The sequence below is a fragment of the Aquimarina algicola genome (assembly GCF_006443095.1).
In the GTDB taxonomy this organism is placed as follows: domain Bacteria; phylum Bacteroidota; class Bacteroidia; order Flavobacteriales; family Flavobacteriaceae; genus Aquimarina; species Aquimarina algicola.
This window is the reverse complement of sequence record NZ_VFWZ01000003.1, coordinates 355,070-373,188: the sequence shown is the minus strand read 5'-3', so window position 1 is coordinate 373,188 and position 18,119 is coordinate 355,070. Positions and strand designations below refer to the sequence as shown.

The following is an 18,119-nucleotide window of genomic DNA, read 5'->3' as shown; positions in this document are numbered from 1 at the left end:
AATGAATTGTGGATTACCGCAATTTAATAATGGAAACAAAGATTAAATTCGCTACAGGGCTAGAGAATTAATATTTTATATAGAAGTAATTACTAAAATATTACTATTTCACTTTATTAAATAATTAAATATGTGGTCAGACAATGAAACATCAGAAGACTTACTAGGATTTAAAGTACATGCAGATTTACTCATAGATGTTATTAAAGACGATTCTGTATTGCCAATTACTATAGGGGTTTTTGGAGATTGGGGTAGCGGTAAGTCAAGTATTTTAAAAATAATTCAGGAAAAATTTGATAAAGATGAGGAAGAAGAGGATACCCTTTGTATATATTTTAACGGATGGACTTTTGAAGGATATGATGATGCAAAAGCAGCACTACTTAATTCTATTTTAAAAGGATTAGAGGATAACAAAAAATTAAGTGCTGAGATAAAAGAATCAATAAAAGAAAAATCTAAAAAATTATGGAAATCAATTAACTGGATGAGAGGGGCAGGTATGGTTTTAAAGAATATAGCCTTACCCGCAGTATCTGCATACTTTACTGGAGGATTGAGCTTAGCCCCTTTTGCAATGCAAAAATTAGCAGAATGGAATCTAGATAGTCCAGAAAAACTGATTGAGAAAATGAGTTCAGATGAGGGGCGAGAATTTTTTGACTCATTAAAAAAGAATGAAGAAAATGAAAATTCTAATATAAACCCGGTAGCAGAATTTAGGGATGATTTTTCAGATTTATTAGAGGCTACTAATTTTAAAAGATTAGTAGTTATAATTGACGATTTGGATAGATGTAAACCAGAGAGGATTATAGAAAATTTAGAAGCAATTAAATTGTTTGTAAACGTTCCTAGAACAGCATTTGTTATAGGTGCGGATCCTAGAATAGTTAGGCATGCTATTGAATTTAAATATGGAGATACTAATTCAATACAAGGGGATAATTCAAGAATTATTGATGATTATTTAGAAAAATTAATACAATTACCTTATTCGCTACCTAAACTATCTGAACCAGAGGTTGAAACATATATCTCAATGCTGATATGTAAAAGGGAAATTGGAAATGAAAAATTTAAAGGAATTCATTCAAATTTTCAAGAATATAGAATAAAAGATAAATATTCTGCTTATGGTTTGTTAAATATAGAATCATTGCTGCAGCCTGAAGATTTTGAAAAAGTTAAGTCTAATATAATATCTATTCCTTCTTTAGTTCCGCTAATAACTCAAAGTTTATATGGAAACCCAAGACAAATAAAAAGATTTCTGAATACTTATATACTTAGGCAAAGGTTGTCCAATGTGGCAAGGCTAAGTGATTTTAATACTTCTATTTTAGCCAAATTAATGCTATTAGAATATTCAGAAATTAGACTTTTTAGGCAATTATTTGAATGGCAGTTAAATCAAGAGGGTAAGCCCCAGGAAATAATATTATTAGAAAAGATATGTGATGAAGGGAATTCTAATGAACAATCTAAAGAAGTCGAAAATGCTGGCTTCGGTGATTGGTCAAAAGAGAAAATTATTAAATGGCTTCATATTGAACCAAAATTGGTCGATGTTGATTTACGTGATTATTTTTGGATATCAAGAGATAGGATAGCTACCTCTATTTCAGCTTCAAGTTTAATTCCACCAATTGTAAAAGCATTATTTAATGAATTAAATCAAGAGATGCCTACAGCTTTAATCAAGAGGGTTATTGGTGAAAAGTTTGTGAAACTTAATTCACTAGAAAAAGACAGTTTCTTAAATATACTTTCAAGTAACATTAAAAAAAGCCCTAAAGAAAAAAAGAGTTATGAAATATTTAATTATATGTTGGAAATGGAGCTTGAAGATGTAACAACATATTATATGGAAGCATTAAAGGTAATTAAGAAAAGTGATATTGATCCTGCATTAGGAGTGAGTCTTAGAAGGTTTAATAATCATCCAGTTATGGGTCATTTTTTCAATGAATTATTTAGTGATAATAGAAGTAAAATAAGTAAAGCATATAATTTAAAAACGAAATAATAATGGGTACTTCCAAGTCTTTCTCAGACACACGACATGCAATGATGCCTAATTGGGGAGATTTGAGTTCTTCTATTACTAGTAGTTGTGATTCATCTTCTTTGTCTGTTGAAAAGAAAAACAGAATACTAAAAAATTATGTAGCTGTAATCGGTGGCTCTAAAAAAGGGGGGCGTGGCGGCTCTAAAATAGGAGGTAGAAGCGGAATAAAAACAGCAAAAAAGATTGGAGGTTTCTTTGGTTCATTTACTAGTGCTGGTAACAATATTAGAGAAGCGTTAGAGGGAACGGGATTAGATAATTTACAGGATAAGTCAGTCTCAGATGTAATTAATCATTTAATTGAATATTGTTCAGGATCAGCTTCAACAATTGATGAAATAGCTGCTAAGGAAGCCACAAGGAAATTATTAGAGGAGCTTATCTCTGATGCAAATGATATTGATGATATAGGGGTAATACTGACTGATAAATTCGAAATAGAAACATCTCAGGATATTATTATTAAATATTTTGGATACTATATTTATGAGCATTTAGATAAATGGTTTTATGAAAAATTGATAAAAGATAAAAATCAATTGGATTGTAATAATCTTTTTAGACAAATTAAAGACTTCATTTTTGAGAGTCTAAGAGATGTACAACGAACATATTCTTTACAAAAACTTGATTGGGGTTCAGATGAAGCTGATAGATTAATCAAAAATATGCAAGAAGATATTTTAACTGTGTTTGAATAATTATGGAAGTAAAAATTGAATTATACGAAGCCAATAATGGTAAATTCTCAAATATTAATTTGGTTTTTAATGACTTAAAAGGAATTGAGCAAAAAGTACCATTAATTCTACGCAATTTTGTGGATGCTTATGATTTAACAAAAGATATAAAATCAATAAAATTTGATTTATTTCTAATATCTGTCCTTGTTTATGGAATAGATTGCCTTCTGGATAGAGAATATTATTCTGATGATGGATGGGCTAGAGAAATAGACGTTACATTTCCAGTTTATAATCTACCCAGTTGGACAGGTCAAGAAATAATATTGCAAGAAGCATTAAAGTTTTTAACTGGAGATTATTGGAATATAGGTTTTGAACTAAATACCATTGATAGAATTTATATTGAAACTAAAGGTAGATGGAATAAAAACAGGAAAAACTTCAATTTAGATAAAATAAAAACTACTAGCCTGTTTTCTGGAGGATTAGATTCGTTAATTGGAATTATTGATCAACTTGAAAAGCTAAATAAGGATGAGGAAATTTTATTAGTTTCTCATTTTGATTTTTATTCATCAGGACCGAATAGAGATCAAAATTTACTGTTCTCTGATTTAATTAAAAAATACCCTGATAAAATTAAAGCTAATTGGATTCAGGCAAAATTAGCTTTAAGTAGAGTTAATATAAATGGTGATAAGTTCAATACAGAAGGAAATTACAGAAGTCGTTCTTTTTTCTTTATAGGATTAGGCTGTTATTTATCACCTTCTTCGAATTTAATAATACCAGAAAATGGGACAATTTCTATTAATTATCCATTGACACCATCTAGAGTTAGCTCTTTGAGTACAAGAACCACACATCCATTTGTAATAAGTAAGATGCAATCTTTGTTGAATAATTTGAATATTAAAATGGAACTTCAAAACCCCTACAAGTTTCATACAAAGGGAGAAATGATAGAAAATTGTTTGAACTCTACTGTACTTAACCTTCTTGTAGAAAAGTCTACTTCTTGCGGAAAATCTGGACATAATAGAAGTTGGGAAAATAAAAATACTAATCATTGTGGTGTTTGTATGCCATGTATATATCGTAGGGCTTCATTAAATAAGTCTAATAGAGACAATCAAATTTACGGAAGGGATATAACACGTCCATCATCTAGAAATAGTTATGTAGATTTGCCGGCAGTAATAAACTATCTAAGGAAAGACATCAATTTAGAACAAATGAAAAGAGATATTTTGATAAATGGAAGTGTTCCAATTGAAGATTTGGAAGATTATGCCAAAATGGTATTACGTTCAAAAGTAGAAGTATTACAGCTTTTTAAGGATAAAGGGAATAGTTTTATTAAATCTGAACTTAATATATAATGTTTATAGATTCACATTGTCATTTTGATTTGTATCCAACGCCTAAAGATATTATTAAAGAATCGGAAAACCTTGGAATAATTACTATTGGAATGACTAATTTGCCAAGCCATTTCAAAATGGGATACCCCCATATTCAAAATTACAAAAAAGTTAGATTAGCTCTAGGAATGCACCCGTTAATGGCTGAGTATCACTCTAAAGAACTCCCTCTTTTTTATAAATACCTTGATATGACATCTTATATTGGAGAAATAGGGTTGGACTTCTCAAGAGAAGGAATGAGTACTAAAAACATTCAACTTGATAGTTTTGAAAAAATTCTAGCAGCCGTTTCAAAAGAAAAAAAAATATTAAGTATTCACTCTAGAAAAGCAGAGAAAGAGGTTTTGCAATTATTGAAAGAATATAAAATACACAATGCTATATTCCATTGGTATTCTGGAGGAGTAAAACTTATAGATCAGATTATTGATGAGGGATATTATTTTTCAGTAAATACGGCAATGATAAAATCTGAATCTGGAAAAAAAATAATAAAAAGAATTCCTAAAGAATTTATTCTAACGGAGACTGATGGACCTTTTATAAAGCGAAATAATACTCCTGTAAAACCCAAAGATATCAAGTTAGTTATAGATTATTTGCAAAATATTTTTAACTCAAAATCCATGGAAGTTCAGGTTTATCAAAATTTCGTAAAGCTATTAAATAGAATAAAATAGCAAGCTGAGCACGCAACCCCAAAACCTACCAAAACTAATACTATTGATTAGCTCCTTTATTTATGAATGAAGATAGATTAGCGGCATAACCTATCATAAGTTGAGGAAATGATTCATAATCTCCAAGATTATAATAGGCGCCTAACCTAAGAAATAATCCATTTTTACTCTTTTTTGGAGTAGCATATACTGTACCCATCAGTTTTAAATTAGGAGTGTTATTGAAGGCTCTAAAATTCACATCATTTCCACCAGTTTCTCCAAACCAATTGATCCCAAAAGATATGTCTGCACCAAAGTATTTTGATTGCGGCCTAATTTCTATATTCAAATCAACTTCCTGGCCTATAGAGAAAATCTGAAAACTTTTTTCAGCAAATAGTGATCTTTCAACTCTTATTTCGCTATCAACTGTTGTTGAATCAATGCCTATTAAATTAAAATCGAAGCGAGTCCTAACAAGTTCTAGCCCATATCTAAGATGCAAGAAACTCTTAAGTGTTTTTAGTTCATAAGTTACTAAACTAGCCTTTATTCCTAAGCGAGTATTATTATATCTGAGTAAGTCAAAATTATTAGAACTGAAATTTTCCTCAGACAACTTAAAATCTTCTGGATTCTCTCTCTGTATGTCCTCAAGTTCAATTTTTAGGGCATTATTTTCTGTATTGCCTACAATATTCGCAGAACCTGATATGGTTAAATTATCTAAATAGGTGCGTTTCCCTTTATGATATCGGTTTAAAGGGATTCTAACCATACCTTCCGCAACTAATAGACTGTTAGAGTTGTTTGGATTAAAGCCTAAAAAATCTGAAAATATAACACCTGTAAAGTAATCGTAAATATCTCTGCTTTCCACTTTTACAGGGCTACCCGGTGAAACCTTTATTGAACCATTTTTAATCGCAGTATTAAAATCTGAACCGTCTTCTAAAGAAAGAAAACTCAAAACATCTCCATAGTAAAATTTCCCGTTTATCGCCAATTCATTATTCCTATAAAAATCTGTTTGAGTTCTATTTCTGAAATCCTTTAAAGTCAAACTGTATTGATCATTTTTAATAGACACAGGTATATCAGGATGACTTTCAAATCTGCCCTCAATAGATAACTCATCAATTCTATTATTGAAAAATGTAATATTAACATGATCAACCATAAACACATTAGAAATTTTCGAAACGTATTTATTCTTGATTATTTCCTTTTTGCATAAACACAAAACCCACCAATTGCATTTTTTAACTTTAACTTTCTCTTTAGCAGGTTCTTGGTTATAAAGATTGAACTTTTTGTTAACTACAATTCTTCCACTATAATTGGTTTTTTCATTATCAAATTTTTCTATAACTTCTTTTAGTGATTTTTCTGCCTCTTTTTTCTCTTTCAATAGTTTAGAAGTAGATTTGTTTTGTTTAATTAAGGCTAAGATTCTTTCTATAGCTAGATTATTTATAGTGTTTTTAGGAAAATTAAAATACCCAAAAAAACTTTCTTTAAATTCATATATCTCCCAAGTAGTTTTAAAAACTCCAATTCCTAAATTTGATTGATCACTTACTTTTATCAATTTCAAACTTATTGTTTCTTCTTTTTCTAAATAGAAAACTGAAATGTTATGACTATTGCCAGCAGTATCTTCAAAAACTTCTGTTTCTAAGAAAGTATAATCAGGTGATTTTTTAATAACTGAGTCATAGAACTTATCAAATTCACTTAGATGAACATAAAATTCAGCTTTAATTTGTGCTAGTATTTCTTCGGATTTTGTTTTAAGAGGGGATATAAGATTTTCTTTAATTTTGCTAGAACTTAATTCTTCAATATTATTTATAGAAATATTAAGGTTTTTATTTTCAATAGTATAATGATCATCAGAACCTTCATTTTTTATAGTTATGTATTTGAAATTTCTAAACTTCTTTGGCATTCCAACTATCTCAAAAGTTCCTGTATCCAATATTTTATCTTCATTCGGGAGATCTTTAAATTGAATATTTCCATTTTCAATTTCGTTTTCAATTCCAACTTTACTAATATCTTTAATTTTGAATTTCTTACTTAAAAAATAGAATTCTTGATTGTTAAAATAACCCCTTATTGCTGAAGAAAAACCTGAAAAAGAGTCAGGAGAAATATCTTTCGAATGAATAAATTCATCATTATTAGATTCTATTTTAATTATTTTAAATTTCTGTTCGGTCTCTTTATATTCATATTTATAGGTGTTGCCTAATATTGAAAAGCTTTTTTGAGCTTGTCCGAATTTAATTATAATTAGAAAAAAGAAGGAAAGTAATAATGATCTCATAATAAATGGTTTTTGGTTTATGTAATGTAATAGCGACGCATAAAAAATTCCCCAGTATCGAAAAAAACGATAGTGGGGAATTTTACTCTAAAATAAGGTTTTTTAAGGTTATAATTGAATAATTACAAATAAAATGAGAACCAGATGTTTAAAGAAGGAGATAAATCGTCATTTATATATAAGTTTTACTTTTTCAATTTCTCCAAACAAATAAGATATTTCTCTTTCCAGGAATCAATCTCATCTTTTAAATCACTTATTTCTAATCTATAATCACGTAATAGAGCTTCATGTTGATTGAGCTTGGCACTCTCTTTTTTATTGTTAGGTAAAGCCTTGACTAATTTTAATTCATAGGATTTTACTTTTAGTCTATAGTTATTTATAGCATCGTCTTTTTGTTTCAATTGTTTTGCTTGATTTTCTGTTTTTGTGATCAAAGAGGATATTCTGTCAATCAATTCTTCTTTTGATTGATTTCTAAGTTTTTCTTTCCAATACATCTTGTTATTTTTTTTAGTAAGCGAAGCGCGCAGCCCCAAAATCTACCAAAACTAATACTATGAAATGAATGGTAAATTATTTGACTTTCTTTGAATTAAATTCTTAGATTCTACAGGTAATGAGTTAGCAACGAATATTCATTATCATTAAAATCAATAAAATAATCATCTCCAGAGGAGTATTTGGTGTTTTTATCTCTAGTTGTAACATGTATGTTTCTTTTTCTAATACATTGCCAGAGAGAATAAGCACTTTTTTCTTGATTTTTTTTTGAAATTAAAAGATTATGATAAATTTTATTAAAACTCTCATATTGAGGTCTTATTTCTCTTTTTACTTGGTTAAATGTCAATGATTTATTTTGATAGAGTTTGCGTAAATGAAAATAGACATCACTTGATATTGCTATATAAGCTAAATCATGTTCTTTTATTTGTTTGTCATATTTCAATAAATATTCTATGTAAGATTTCAAAACAGACTCATATTTAAACCATTCTCCAATTGTTCTATATTGAGAAAACAAATTATGAAGATATGGTTCTAAATCACCACGGTACTTATAAATTAAAATACATTTAAGCTTAGTAACTCCTGACATATATTTAATTGATTTTAACCTTTGATCAGGATTATCCGACCTTCCAATTTTGATAGTGTTGTTTAATGGGTTGTAAAAGAAATATAAGTGTTTGTCCATTTTTTTAATTTTTAGTTGTTAAGTTCAAAACCAACTTAGGGTAGAGAAGCGAGCAAAGATTTAAGGTAAGTGGGCGTATGCCCCCTTAACGTAATTTTGCGAAGCTGATCAAGATAAGATGGCTTTGAACGATTCATTATTTTATAGTATTAATTTTGATTTTTCCATTTAGCGAGCTACTATTTTTTGGGTTATGCTTACAAGCTCCTATGTGGTTTCGATATGCACTAACGGATTTTTGTAGTTCACTACAATGAGGACAGGTTAGCTTTTCATTAGCCTGCTGTAGTCTCTCGATGGCTTCTTTAAGTCCTGTTTTAGTCTCGTTTAGTTCCTTATGGTACTTCTCTAGGACTTCATTAGACTTTTTTAGGTCTTGATGAATACTAACGCTTTCCTGTTGTAATTCTAGATAGTGTGTTTTTTGTCTTTCGGATTCATTGATTTGATTATACTTTTTTACGAAAAGATGTGCATATAAATAATCAATAAGCCCTAAAAGCAAACACATAAATACTGTTGTCAAATACCAATTGAATGATTTGATCTGCTCTGAAAAAACATCAAAGAATAAAAGCGTCATAAAGAAACTGCAGAATCCAAATATCTCTGGAAAACCAATATTATATTTCTGTTTCAATAGCTTAGAATTCACGCTTGTTAGCAGCAAAGGAAAAGCTACAGCAATACCGAGCATTATAGCTGCGAACAATTTCAAATCTTTATTCATATCTATTGGCAATACTCTATAAAAAAGTACTCCTGCATCGACAACAAATGCAATTAATAAAATCAGCATTGGTATTAGGATAGCTTCTAGCGAGTTTAAGAATTTTGCAATCATTTTTTGTTATTTATTTGATGGTATATATCTCAATCTACAAACCGTACATTCATTGTTTGGGTTTTAGTAAGACCGCTATCTTTTGCAACAAGTTCAAATGTTAGAGTAGCTTCACCACTAACTCCGCTCGTGAAAGAGAAAAACGTATTTCTGTGTATCAATTGGAATTCAGAACTATTACCATATGAATCTGAGAAGTATCCGATTGTACCAGATCCTAAACTGGAAGTAACTTTCATATAATAATTATTGACAGAAAATTCATCATCATCTAAGAATACTGCGTAATCTATTAGTAATCTTGAAGTTTTGTTGATATTTTCTAGATCTGTAGTAGTAATATCAGGAGTAATGCTGAATTCAAAATCGAATGGTTTAATAGAAACTGTTTTTGAGAACTCTTTTTCTATAGTACTGTTTTTTACAAAAAATGTAAATGTTATCTCATCATCGTATATGTTATTACAACCAGAGAAAAGGAAAGAGAATTGCTTAGGAATCGTTATGGTGGTGCCTTCAAGATTTATATTAGTACTGCAATGATATCCTTCAAATAGCTTGTACGAATTATTATCTGATGAATACCTAATCTCATAATTTTCATTAGATTCAAATACTTCCTCAATAGAAAAATTTACAATGGTGTATTCAGCTTTAGTAGGGTTTTCATTTTCGAAAGAAACGTTAAGATCAAAGTCTATTGGTTTGAACTCAATTTGGTATGTAACACTTTTGGTTATTCCTAATGAGGAAGTTGTAAAAAATGAAATAGAACTTGTGCCAGGTTCAGAACTTTTTAGTATTGCTCTAAACTCACCTAAAGAAATATTATCGATTATATCTCCTGGTCCATATTCAATCTCATCATATAGAAAGGTAGTTTGTAGATTGTTAGTTTCATATCTCAAAGTATACCTTGATACTTCAGGAGAACCATTGTCAATTTCCGCTAAGTTAAATTGGAAAGGAATTTCTTGAGAATAGAAAACACTTAAATTTTGGGCTTCTACATTGAAACTAAAATCGTTATCATCATATAAAGTATATTCAACAGTATGAAGGATTTCATTAGCGTTATCATCTACAATAGTAAAATCAATTTGGTACTTTCCTTTAGAACCTCCTCTAAATTTTAGCTGATTAGAAAGGTTTTCTAATGGATAGGTTTGATTTGCCTGTAATATTTGATTATCTAATGATAATATCCCATTTCCTTCCTTATATACGAATGAGAATGAATAGTTTGTTCCTTGAATTAATCTATCAGGTTTAATAGTAAGCAACAAAGGTATTTCAGAATTTATTTTCCCCGTACTTTCAGTAAGAACAGTTGTATCAAAATTGAAATTGTCCTTGATTTCAACTTCAATAGGTTCGCAGCTAATTGCTATTGTTATTATTGTTAGAATTAAAATTATATTTCTCATTGTTTTAGTTTTTTAAAATTGAATATTTTATTCCAGCTCCTATAAAGATTTTGGTCTGTCCAATGTCACTGTTAGGATGATAATAGAGATTACTTTTCGCAGTTAAATCAAAATGATCTGAGATGAATATATCTACATTCATTCCAACAAAGCCTCCATAAATAAATTTACTTTCGTCTAGAATTAAGGCACCATTTGGTAAATCTTGATTATCGCTATTAATACTTTCATATCCTATAAGTCCACCTAAACCAATTGTAGTTGTAACCTCTTGAAGTGTTCCGCTAAGCATTGGTATTCTTGTGAAATAACCCGCATTGAATGTGTAATTCTGTATAGGTATTTCATAATTAGACTGATCTTCTTTTATATAAGATGCCAGAATACTTAGTTCAATAAAATTATTGAGTCTGCTTAATTTACTACTGTTGTAAAAATTATAGCTTCCTAAAATAGAAAAGCCATTTTCGGTATATCCTCCGAGGGCACTAAAAGAATGTTTCTTTGCTGTTTTTAGAATGATAGATTCCTTAATTTTTGCTAGGTCATCATTGAACTGATCACTTAAACGTTGAAATTCTTGAAACTGTTCTTCCAGTTTATCTGTAAGAATAGCGGTTGCGTTTTCTGCTACCTGAGCAGTAATGGAGTTGTAAATGAATAGAAGCCCAATTATAAGTTTTGATTTCATATAGGATTGTTTTTGATTATTAATGATTTATGTTACATATTGAATTTCTCTGTTGTAGCAATTTGAGGTCTTTTTAATAAGCTTTTTATATCTGCATAGACCTGGTTATATACTCTTCTTTCATCAGTAGAAGTTTCCTTTATTGGAGATTTATTTGAATAGTTTTTCAAATAATGATTTCCTGTAATTCTTTTATTCTCTATAAAGTGTTTATTGCCATCTGCGATTACGGCAAAACATTGTCCAGGCTTATATTTAATTACTTGCTCATTGCTTAATATGTTTTTATCTCGGATACCCTTATTTTGTGAGTATTTGAAACTTAAATCTGTACTGTTGTTGTTCGATATGTTTTCAACTTCTCTCGTTCCCAGCATTTTTTGGAAATGCTCTAAGGTTTCAGGATTGGTAGTTCTGAATAGAAACTGTGATCCCATATTGCTAATGATACTACTGGCTTCTTCTTTACCATATCTTGAAATTAGCTGTGAAAAATCTTGAATGGCGATACAATTAGAAATACCATTAGATCGTGAAGTTTCAGGAATATTACTGTAATTCGGAATCGATAACACTGTAAATTCATCTATGATTACAGCAGATTTGGCTTGATTAGGGATGTTCATTTTCTTGATAATCATCCCTATAATACTAGAGTAGATAGGAGTGTACAAGTCCCTTTTTGAAAGGTTGAATATTAGATTAATTACATTTGGATTTTCAGGATTATTGGGTAAATCGAGCCTTTCGTGACTAACTAAATTTCTAAATAGTAAAGGAGTGTCAAGACTGGCAAAAAATGCGGTAAACGTACTTAAAACAGAACCTAACAGCTTTTTATCTTCATTAATACTTACTAGAACTTGTGAAGCTCTTTTAGCTTCTTCATCACTATTCAGCAAAGAGGTTATCTGTTCTGGTTTAGCTGATAAAAAGAGTGCTATAATATGCGGTATAGTGCATAGTTTAGGTTTTTTATTTCTGAAGTACACTATAACACCCGTTAGAACTGATTTTGCAGCATTAAAAAAATACTTTGCATTATCCTGTTGGGGAATACCTACAATTCCACTAAGAAAATAAGAACTGAATTCAATAATATCACTTTTGTTTTCGCATAAGGTCAAAGGGTTTATTACATCATAATTGTTATCTAATGAAAAGTTTATAATTGGCTTATTATGCTTTTTTGCGATAGTATTGATAAGGGATGTAAGCTCTCCTTTAGGGTCAAATGTTAACACTCCTTTTCGAGGAATACAGTACCCTAATAAGGGATTAATTATAGAATAGGTTTTTCCTGATCCTGCACCTCCTATAGCTATTAAAGATCTATTTAGGTTATGAATCTTATAGTTGTTAAATAATCCTGACTTAACATAAAAATTGTCTAAGTGTTTTTTCATAATTATCTGTTTCTATCAATTTGTTGTTTTCTGTATGCTCTAGGTCTAGTATGTTTTGCAGTACTGCCTTTTTCACCTCTCTCCATTCCATACTTTTCCATAATTTCAGCATACATTGTCTGTTGTTCTCTAAGAACTTTTTTGCCGTTGATGTAATCTTTTGCGGATAATCTTCCGTCTTCTGTTAATGGGGTAACAGTTGCGTGTAGGTGAGGGGTTTGTTCATCCAGATGTAGATGAATGCTGACAATATTTTCTTTCCCATAAATTGATTCTAAAAACACTTTGTTGTCTTTTATCCATTCTTGAGCAGTTTTCTGGTCAGAGAAAATTTCAACCATCTTTTGATGATCTGATGTCATTATGTATTCAATACATTTTACAGCATCTTTTCTTATTTTTTTATCCTGAGTATATCTCTCTTTAATCTCTTGATTTACTCTTTTAGTGAAAGTGTTTTCTTTGGTATACGCAGTCCATTCTGATTGGGTATATGCAGTGCCATTTTTATCCCAATGAATGTTGTTTTTTGTATTATCTATATTGGCATTTTCGGGAATAGAATCAGAACCATCATAACTACGATCTAGGTGTTTACCTATACCAGTCATATTACCTTTCACCTTTTGCATTCTTAAAATAGCGTAGCTCATTTTTTATATTTTTTATCCGGTTAGATTGGCTTTCTTTTTTCCTCTTTTAAGGAAAAAAGCGAACGCAGCTTTGGAACAAAGCGTAGTGAGTACTACGCTTTGTATTACTAAATCAGGTTATCGATTCCGTTTAATAAAGAATCGAACCAGTAAAAAGGTCAAGAGACATATATCAATAGTTAATATTGAATAAGGCAACAGGTATTCATCTTTGATGAGAGTTTGGAACAATGGGATAAAGAATATTTCTAGGTATACTATTATTCCTGTTATAAATGCATTCCTTATGATCGTGTTTCCTTTTCCAATTATTTTCATTGTGGAGAAAATTAGTACAGGATTCAGAGAAAAAGCAATTGCCAGAAATAGAGGAAACTTACTTAATTGGATTACTTCATTAGGTATACTATCTATTTCAAAATGCGCACAAAAATCAAAATATTTTATGAAAATAAATAGTGGTGCTGCAGCTAAAAAGCTAATAGGTAAAATCATCAAAAAAATGAAGAATAAAGCCTTTGCTAATTTTAAGATTATGGAGAACATTTTTTGAGTTTTAAGATTTTCCTATTAGGTAATCGTTGATGTCGTTATGAGATTTGTAAAGGATACTACAGTCAAAAACACCATTATGATTTTCTTTTAAAAATGAGGTTGCTTTATTACCTGTGTTGTCGTTGTCTAAGCAAGCATAAACTGTATGGTAATATTGAAGTTTTGATGTTATACTTTTAACTAATGAGGTCGAATTACATATGATGTAGTCTTCATCTAATTTGACAGACTTGTACAAGGTTTTATAAGACAAGAAATCCATAAAGCCTTCAAAAACACAAATGCAATCACTATCATTTCCAAGAGTTGTTACAGCTTTTTTTCCAAGGCATCCTTTAAAGTACTTGTTACGTAGTTCGTAACCATCTTGATCATTCTTAAATGAAATTGAGAAGTAGTTTTTGTAATTATTTCTATAGTAGATTTCCTGACAGTACTTTTGCGCAATTTCCAAATCAATAGATCTAGAAATTAGATATTCTAATAAAGCTTGATTTTCAAGTTTTTTTACTTTTAAAATTTCATAATCCTTTTTGATTTCTTCCTTTTTAGTAACTGTTCGCTGATGAAAAGAAAAAAAATGATCCTGGCTTAAAAAGTATAAAGCTTCTTTGATTGTGCATTTTTGAGATTTGATAATAAGATCAATTACATTACCACCAAATCCTTCACCGTGATCATACCATCGATTTAGTTGTTTAGATACTTTGAAAGAGGCTTGGGTTTCTTTCCTGAAAGGAGAAAGGAACCAAGCTTCTTTCTCTGTCTCTCGTTTAGGAAAATGCCCTAATTTTCCAAGTGTTTGCACGATGGAAATATTACGGGCTTTTTCACACGTTAGTTTTGTTGTTTTCATAATGGAACTCTTTTTTAATTTTTTTGATGATTTGATGACAAAGTGTTTGGAGATTAATGATATCAAGGCTTAAGCGTGTCATCATTTTTTCATCATTCATCAAGCTTGAATTTTACTGGTCATCATTTTTATTTTTGATGACAAATTGATGACAGTTTGATGAAAGGGGTTATCTCTTTGTTTATAAGGATTTAACTTAATCTGTCATCAATTCATCAAAAAGTTTGAGAACAAAAGCCTTATTTATGGTATAGTATCTTCCTTTACGTTCAATCTGGACAAATTCGCCATAGGATGTATATTCAAAACCTTTATAAGCGTTGGAGTTTTCTGCAGGTTTTAAATCCCAAGTATTTTTAAGGATTTTTCTTATTTCATTAGCTTCAAAGTTTCGCTTTTTAAGCTTATTCAAGCCTGCATTAATTTCTCTTGGAGTAGTTTGTATATAATCGTTTCCAGTAGCATCAAATATTTCATAAAAGAATAAGACTAATTCTTTTTCAAGCTTGTTATTATTTAACCACATAAGTTTAGTTAAAGCTTTGGTTTTTATCTGTTCTGGTGTAAACCACATTCGAGACTGTTTTTGAGTGGTGAAATCAGTTTCATTTAGAAAGCTCAAAAAGGCAGGGATTTCCTTTGTTAATTTAGATAAGAACTCTGTGTCTTCGGATTCAAAAGGTTTAATTTTTCTGACCCAAAAACGTATTTCATCAGAATCAATTAAAATGAAATTATCCTCATTGTTTGAGCATAAAATAAATTTGCCAAAGAATTCAATTTCTACTCGGTCTTTTCCTTTTTCTTCAATCTTATCTTTGTCAGTAGTTGAGAGATATTTTAACCTTTCAGTAATTTCTTTCTTGTCAAAGAAAACTTCATCAATCGCTATTACTAGTTTCGAAGCCCAATCGGCATTAAATTGCGAAGCAAAAGAATCTCCTTTTATGTAGGTCATATTTAAACCGAAAATAGCTTTAAGCCACTTTATAAAAGTTGATTTACCTGTTCCTCGTTCTTTACTCACTAAACATAATATTGGGCCAATTTGAGTTGGTTTGCGTAAAAGCAATCTTAAGTAGTCAAGTCCAAGTTCGTATTGCTCTCCAAATATGTGTTTCACAAATTCTAATGAAGCTTCTATTTTACCATATTCACCTATTTTATAAGGTAATTCATGATAGGTGTTGTAAAACCCTTTAATATATTGTTGGTAATTAATGTGATCAGGAATACAGCAAAAACCATCTAGTTTAGGTATGTTCGCTAAGTATTCTTTTCCATGGTCAGCTGCAATAGTTTCTCTATTCCATCTAGTTCTCGTAGAAATTGTATCTCCAGAAATAAGTGGTATTTCAATAATTTTATAATAGGTTGTTCCTATGCGGATATACGGTGTTTCGTTTTCCATAGTGTTGATTTCTATAGAATACAGTATATTTACTGCATCTAATTAATAATTGATGATTAAAGCCTAAAAGAAGTGTAGGAAGCTGTTTTTAGGCTTTTTTTATCTTCGACTTGCCTTGACTAGCTTAGTGTTTTTTCTTGCTTGTTCTAAGAGTTCTTTTTTAGAATAGAATACAGATCGACCTATCTGATAAAAAGGGATTAGTTTTTTCTTTTTCCACTTAATTAGACATTGAACAGAAACGCCCAGCAGTTCTGCAGCTTCTTTTTGGGTAAGACGATCTTCTTCTGGATTGGTAGAGGATTCATCGATAAGTTCGGTTTTTCTAAGACGATTAACTACTAATTCAATAGTATGTTCTAAGTCCTTTTTTGTGAAACCGTATAATATTGGATTATTCATGTTAACACTGTTTTAATTCGACAGTGCTAATCTATTTTAAGGTTGCCTTTTAGAGAATTATAATTTTTAGAAAAGTCTAATCAGGCACACTTATAAACAATTGATTTTTAACAACTTGAAATTATTTAAATAAATGAATTTTAGTTCGAATTACTTTAATAATTTCTCATTTTCATCTCATTTGATAACGCCTTAACAGAAGTAAGACCATTAAACTTAAATTCTTTTTTTGTTTCAACAGCCTTGTAAATTTTATTTAAGTTTTGATATGAATAACCTTTAGATTTATAGTTTAAATTATCACTGATTAATCTTGGGATAGAAATTTTCTTATCTGTTAGGTACTGTTTTTGATCTCTTAGAAAAAGAATAAATTCAACAAGAACAATGTTGTTAATTTTGATAGATGTATCAATGATATTGTCTTCAGGTTCTGTATTACTTGAATAAAACAAATTAGTTATTAATTTCTCTGCTAGTTGGCGCAATTCTGTTTTCGAAAAACTAGAATTTTCTTTTGATAACAAATAAGTCAGTCCTTGGGTAATTGGCTTTAAGTACTTTTCTTCTCGAACTTCTATTTTATCTCGTCTAAGTTGATCTTTTAATTTTTTTACTATTTTCTTTGCATCATTGTACCTCATTATAAGCTCTTTATTAAAGAGCCTTTTTAATTTATTACTACCTAGGGATTCAAGAAAATATTTTTTTCTTCCAAGCCAAAAATATATTGGGTAAATAAATAAATTTTGCTCATCATTCCACTGGGTTAACCAGTAGTTTGTTTCGTTGATATGAATAAGAGGGAGATTTTTAAAATCATAAGGGATGATAGTTTCAAGCTCAATTAAGTTTTCTAGAAATGTTATTTTCTTTTGCTCCATTTCTTCTATTGAGTTAGAAAGCAATAATTCATTTAAGATTATTTTCTCCCATTCTTCATGTCCAAACAATAGCGGGCTATACAAGGTTATTTTTGAGTCATAGAGTATTGATTCTCGATTTTTTATTTTTTTGTCTATATTTTTTAAATCATATTCATAACTTATTTTTTCAATAGTATTTACATATTCTACTAAAAGATTGAATACGTTGTCATGGTAGTATTTCAGACGAATACTTTCTATTTCATTTGCGCTTAATTTATTTAATTGGTACGTATCTTTTTCGATAAATTCTTGTGGAGTTAATTTTAAGATCTCATCATACAATTTGTTCTTCTCTTTATGTAAATAAATATTTGAGATAAGTCTTTCTCTTTCAAATTTGTAAGAATCTATCTCGCAATTAAATTGATCCGTATTAAACATTTCGTCAACATTGATAAATTCAACTATCTGATTATAAAAATCATTCCCTTCCAAAACCCCAATGCTGTTTAGGAATGTTGCGTTAGTCAAGAAATTTTTGAAATAATCTATTCCTTGTTTAATATCGTTCTTTTTAGAGCGTATTAAATTTTCCAATTTATCAGACTTGATAATCATAT

General features: G+C 29.7%; 17 protein-coding genes. 5 read left to right on the top strand and 12 right to left on the bottom strand.

The window, feature by feature from the left end; translation table 11 throughout:
- Positions 1 to 130 precede the first annotated feature (130 nt).
- From FHK87_RS12495 to qatD, 4 genes are read left to right on the top strand one after another with little or no spacing between them, the layout of a single operon-like run.
- The gene (locus tag FHK87_RS12495) at positions 131 to 2,032 is read left to right on the top strand and encodes a KAP family P-loop NTPase fold protein (RefSeq protein ID WP_140593369.1); all 1,902 of its coding nucleotides are present in this window, start codon (positions 131 to 133) and stop codon (positions 2,030 to 2,032) included.
- A 2-nt stretch (positions 2,033 to 2,034) separates the two neighbouring features.
- A complete protein-coding gene (locus FHK87_RS12490) occupies positions 2,035 to 2,775 on the top strand; it encodes a hypothetical protein (RefSeq protein WP_140593366.1) in 741 nt (246 codons plus the stop codon).
- 2 nt (positions 2,776 to 2,777) lie between these two features.
- A complete protein-coding gene (gene qatC, locus FHK87_RS12485) occupies positions 2,778 to 4,142 on the top strand; it encodes a Qat anti-phage system QueC-like protein QatC (protein ID WP_140593364.1) in 1,365 nt (454 codons plus the stop codon).
- Positions 4,142 to 4,867 (top strand): Qat anti-phage system TatD family nuclease QatD, encoded by a 726-nt coding sequence (gene qatD / locus FHK87_RS12480; protein ID WP_140593361.1) that lies wholly within the window; start codon positions 4,142 to 4,144, stop codon positions 4,865 to 4,867. The genes qatC and qatD overlap by 1 nt, the downstream gene beginning before the upstream one ends.
- 40 nt (positions 4,868 to 4,907) lie before the next feature.
- Here qatD and FHK87_RS12475 read toward each other — a convergent pair whose 3' ends face one another.
- The 8 genes from FHK87_RS12475 to mobV all read right to left on the bottom strand — a co-directional run bounded on the left by FHK87_RS12475 (position 4,908) and on the right by mobV (position 13,406).
- Positions 4,908 to 7,181 carry a BAR domain-containing protein gene (locus tag FHK87_RS12475; RefSeq protein ID WP_140593358.1) on the bottom strand — a complete coding sequence of 758 codons (2,274 nt, stop codon included), beginning with the start codon at positions 7,179 to 7,181 and terminating at the stop codon, positions 4,908 to 4,910.
- Between the two features lie 185 nt (positions 7,182 to 7,366).
- On the bottom strand, positions 7,367 to 7,684 hold the full coding sequence (locus FHK87_RS12470) for a hypothetical protein (protein ID WP_140593356.1): 318 nt from the start codon (positions 7,682 to 7,684) through the stop codon (positions 7,367 to 7,369).
- A gap of 110 nt (positions 7,685 to 7,794) precedes the next feature.
- The gene (locus FHK87_RS12465; RefSeq protein WP_109435640.1) at positions 7,795 to 8,385 is read right to left on the bottom strand and encodes a GIY-YIG nuclease family protein; all 591 of its coding nucleotides are present in this window, start codon (positions 8,383 to 8,385) and stop codon (positions 7,795 to 7,797) included.
- A gap of 136 nt (positions 8,386 to 8,521) precedes the next feature.
- On the bottom strand, positions 8,522 to 9,229 hold the full coding sequence (locus tag FHK87_RS12460) for a hypothetical protein (protein ID WP_140593353.1): 708 nt from the start codon (positions 9,227 to 9,229) through the stop codon (positions 8,522 to 8,524).
- Between the two features lie 29 nt (positions 9,230 to 9,258).
- Positions 9,259 to 10,656: a TraQ conjugal transfer family protein gene (locus FHK87_RS12455; RefSeq protein WP_140593351.1), complete on the bottom strand. Its 1,398-nt coding sequence runs from the start codon at positions 10,654 to 10,656 to the stop codon at positions 9,259 to 9,261.
- Between the two features lie 4 nt (positions 10,657 to 10,660).
- Positions 10,661 to 11,347 carry a conjugal transfer protein TraO gene (locus FHK87_RS12450; RefSeq protein WP_140593349.1) on the bottom strand — a complete coding sequence of 229 codons (687 nt, stop codon included), beginning with the start codon at positions 11,345 to 11,347 and terminating at the stop codon, positions 10,661 to 10,663.
- 32 nt (positions 11,348 to 11,379) lie between these two features.
- Positions 11,380 to 12,753 carry a type IV secretory system conjugative DNA transfer family protein gene (locus FHK87_RS12445; RefSeq protein WP_140593346.1) on the bottom strand — a complete coding sequence of 458 codons (1,374 nt, stop codon included), beginning with the start codon at positions 12,751 to 12,753 and terminating at the stop codon, positions 11,380 to 11,382.
- Between the two features lie 2 nt (positions 12,754 to 12,755).
- Positions 12,756 to 13,406 carry a MobV family relaxase gene (gene mobV / locus FHK87_RS12440; protein WP_140593344.1) on the bottom strand — a complete coding sequence of 217 codons (651 nt, stop codon included), beginning with the start codon at positions 13,404 to 13,406 and terminating at the stop codon, positions 12,756 to 12,758.
- A gap of 214 nt (positions 13,407 to 13,620) precedes the next feature.
- Here mobV and FHK87_RS12435 point away from each other — a divergent pair, with 214 nt between their 5' ends.
- Complete coding sequence (locus tag FHK87_RS12435; protein WP_140593341.1) at positions 13,621 to 13,959, top strand: hypothetical protein; 339 nt, start codon at positions 13,621 to 13,623, stop codon at positions 13,957 to 13,959.
- 3 nt (positions 13,960 to 13,962) lie between these two features.
- On the opposite strand, the gene FHK87_RS12430 is transcribed toward FHK87_RS12435, so the two are convergent.
- The 4 genes from FHK87_RS12430 to FHK87_RS12415 form a co-directional block, all read right to left on the bottom strand.
- Positions 13,963 to 14,817 (bottom strand): toprim domain-containing protein, encoded by an 855-nt coding sequence (locus FHK87_RS12430; protein ID WP_140593339.1) that lies wholly within the window; start codon positions 14,815 to 14,817, stop codon positions 13,963 to 13,965.
- A 196-nt stretch (positions 14,818 to 15,013) separates the two neighbouring features.
- The gene (locus tag FHK87_RS12425) at positions 15,014 to 16,228 is read right to left on the bottom strand and encodes a primase-helicase family protein (protein ID WP_140593336.1); all 1,215 of its coding nucleotides are present in this window, start codon (positions 16,226 to 16,228) and stop codon (positions 15,014 to 15,016) included.
- Positions 16,229 to 16,327: 99 nt separating this feature from the next.
- On the bottom strand, positions 16,328 to 16,630 hold the full coding sequence (locus FHK87_RS12420; RefSeq protein ID WP_109435631.1) for a helix-turn-helix domain-containing protein: 303 nt from the start codon (positions 16,628 to 16,630) through the stop codon (positions 16,328 to 16,330).
- A gap of 155 nt (positions 16,631 to 16,785) precedes the next feature.
- Positions 16,786 to 18,117: a hypothetical protein gene (locus FHK87_RS12415; RefSeq protein ID WP_140593334.1), complete on the bottom strand. Its 1,332-nt coding sequence runs from the start codon at positions 18,115 to 18,117 to the stop codon at positions 16,786 to 16,788.
- Positions 18,118 to 18,119 lie beyond the last annotated feature (2 nt).

Excerpts from the sequence above, each read along its gene's own strand:
- FHK87_RS12430 (WP_140593339.1), bottom strand. The coding sequence starts at position 14,817 with ATGAAAACAACAAAACTAACGTGTGAAAAAGCCCGTAATATTTCCATC.
- mobV (WP_140593344.1), bottom strand. The coding sequence starts at position 13,406 with ATGAGCTACGCTATTTTAAGAATGCAAAAGGTGAAAGGTAATATGACT.
- FHK87_RS12475 (WP_140593358.1), bottom strand. The coding sequence starts at position 7,181 with ATGAGATCATTATTACTTTCCTTCTTTTTTCTAATTATAATTAAATTC.
- qatC (WP_140593364.1), top strand. The coding sequence starts at position 2,778 with ATGGAAGTAAAAATTGAATTATACGAAGCCAATAATGGTAAATTCTCA.
- FHK87_RS12470 (WP_140593356.1), bottom strand. The coding sequence starts at position 7,684 with ATGTATTGGAAAGAAAAACTTAGAAATCAATCAAAAGAAGAATTGATT.
- FHK87_RS12445 (WP_140593346.1), bottom strand. The coding sequence starts at position 12,753 with ATGAAAAAACACTTAGACAATTTTTATGTTAAGTCAGGATTATTTAAC.
- FHK87_RS12420 (WP_109435631.1), bottom strand. The coding sequence starts at position 16,630 with ATGAATAATCCAATATTATACGGTTTCACAAAAAAGGACTTAGAACAT.
- FHK87_RS12495 (WP_140593369.1), top strand. The coding sequence starts at position 131 with ATGTGGTCAGACAATGAAACATCAGAAGACTTACTAGGATTTAAAGTA.
- qatD (WP_140593361.1), top strand. The coding sequence starts at position 4,142 with ATGTTTATAGATTCACATTGTCATTTTGATTTGTATCCAACGCCTAAA.
- FHK87_RS12490 (WP_140593366.1), top strand. The coding sequence starts at position 2,035 with ATGGGTACTTCCAAGTCTTTCTCAGACACACGACATGCAATGATGCCT.
- FHK87_RS12425 (WP_140593336.1), bottom strand. The coding sequence starts at position 16,228 with ATGGAAAACGAAACACCGTATATCCGCATAGGAACAACCTATTATAAA.
- FHK87_RS12435 (WP_140593341.1), top strand. The coding sequence starts at position 13,621 with ATGAGAGTTTGGAACAATGGGATAAAGAATATTTCTAGGTATACTATT.
- FHK87_RS12465 (WP_109435640.1), bottom strand. The coding sequence starts at position 8,385 with ATGGACAAACACTTATATTTCTTTTACAACCCATTAAACAACACTATC.
- FHK87_RS12450 (WP_140593349.1), bottom strand. The coding sequence starts at position 11,347 with ATGAAATCAAAACTTATAATTGGGCTTCTATTCATTTACAACTCCATT.
- FHK87_RS12455 (WP_140593351.1), bottom strand. The coding sequence starts at position 10,656 with ATGAGAAATATAATTTTAATTCTAACAATAATAACAATAGCAATTAGC.
- FHK87_RS12460 (WP_140593353.1), bottom strand. The coding sequence starts at position 9,229 with ATGATTGCAAAATTCTTAAACTCGCTAGAAGCTATCCTAATACCAATG.
- FHK87_RS12415 (WP_140593334.1), bottom strand. The coding sequence starts at position 18,117 with ATGATTATCAAGTCTGATAAATTGGAAAATTTAATACGCTCTAAAAAG.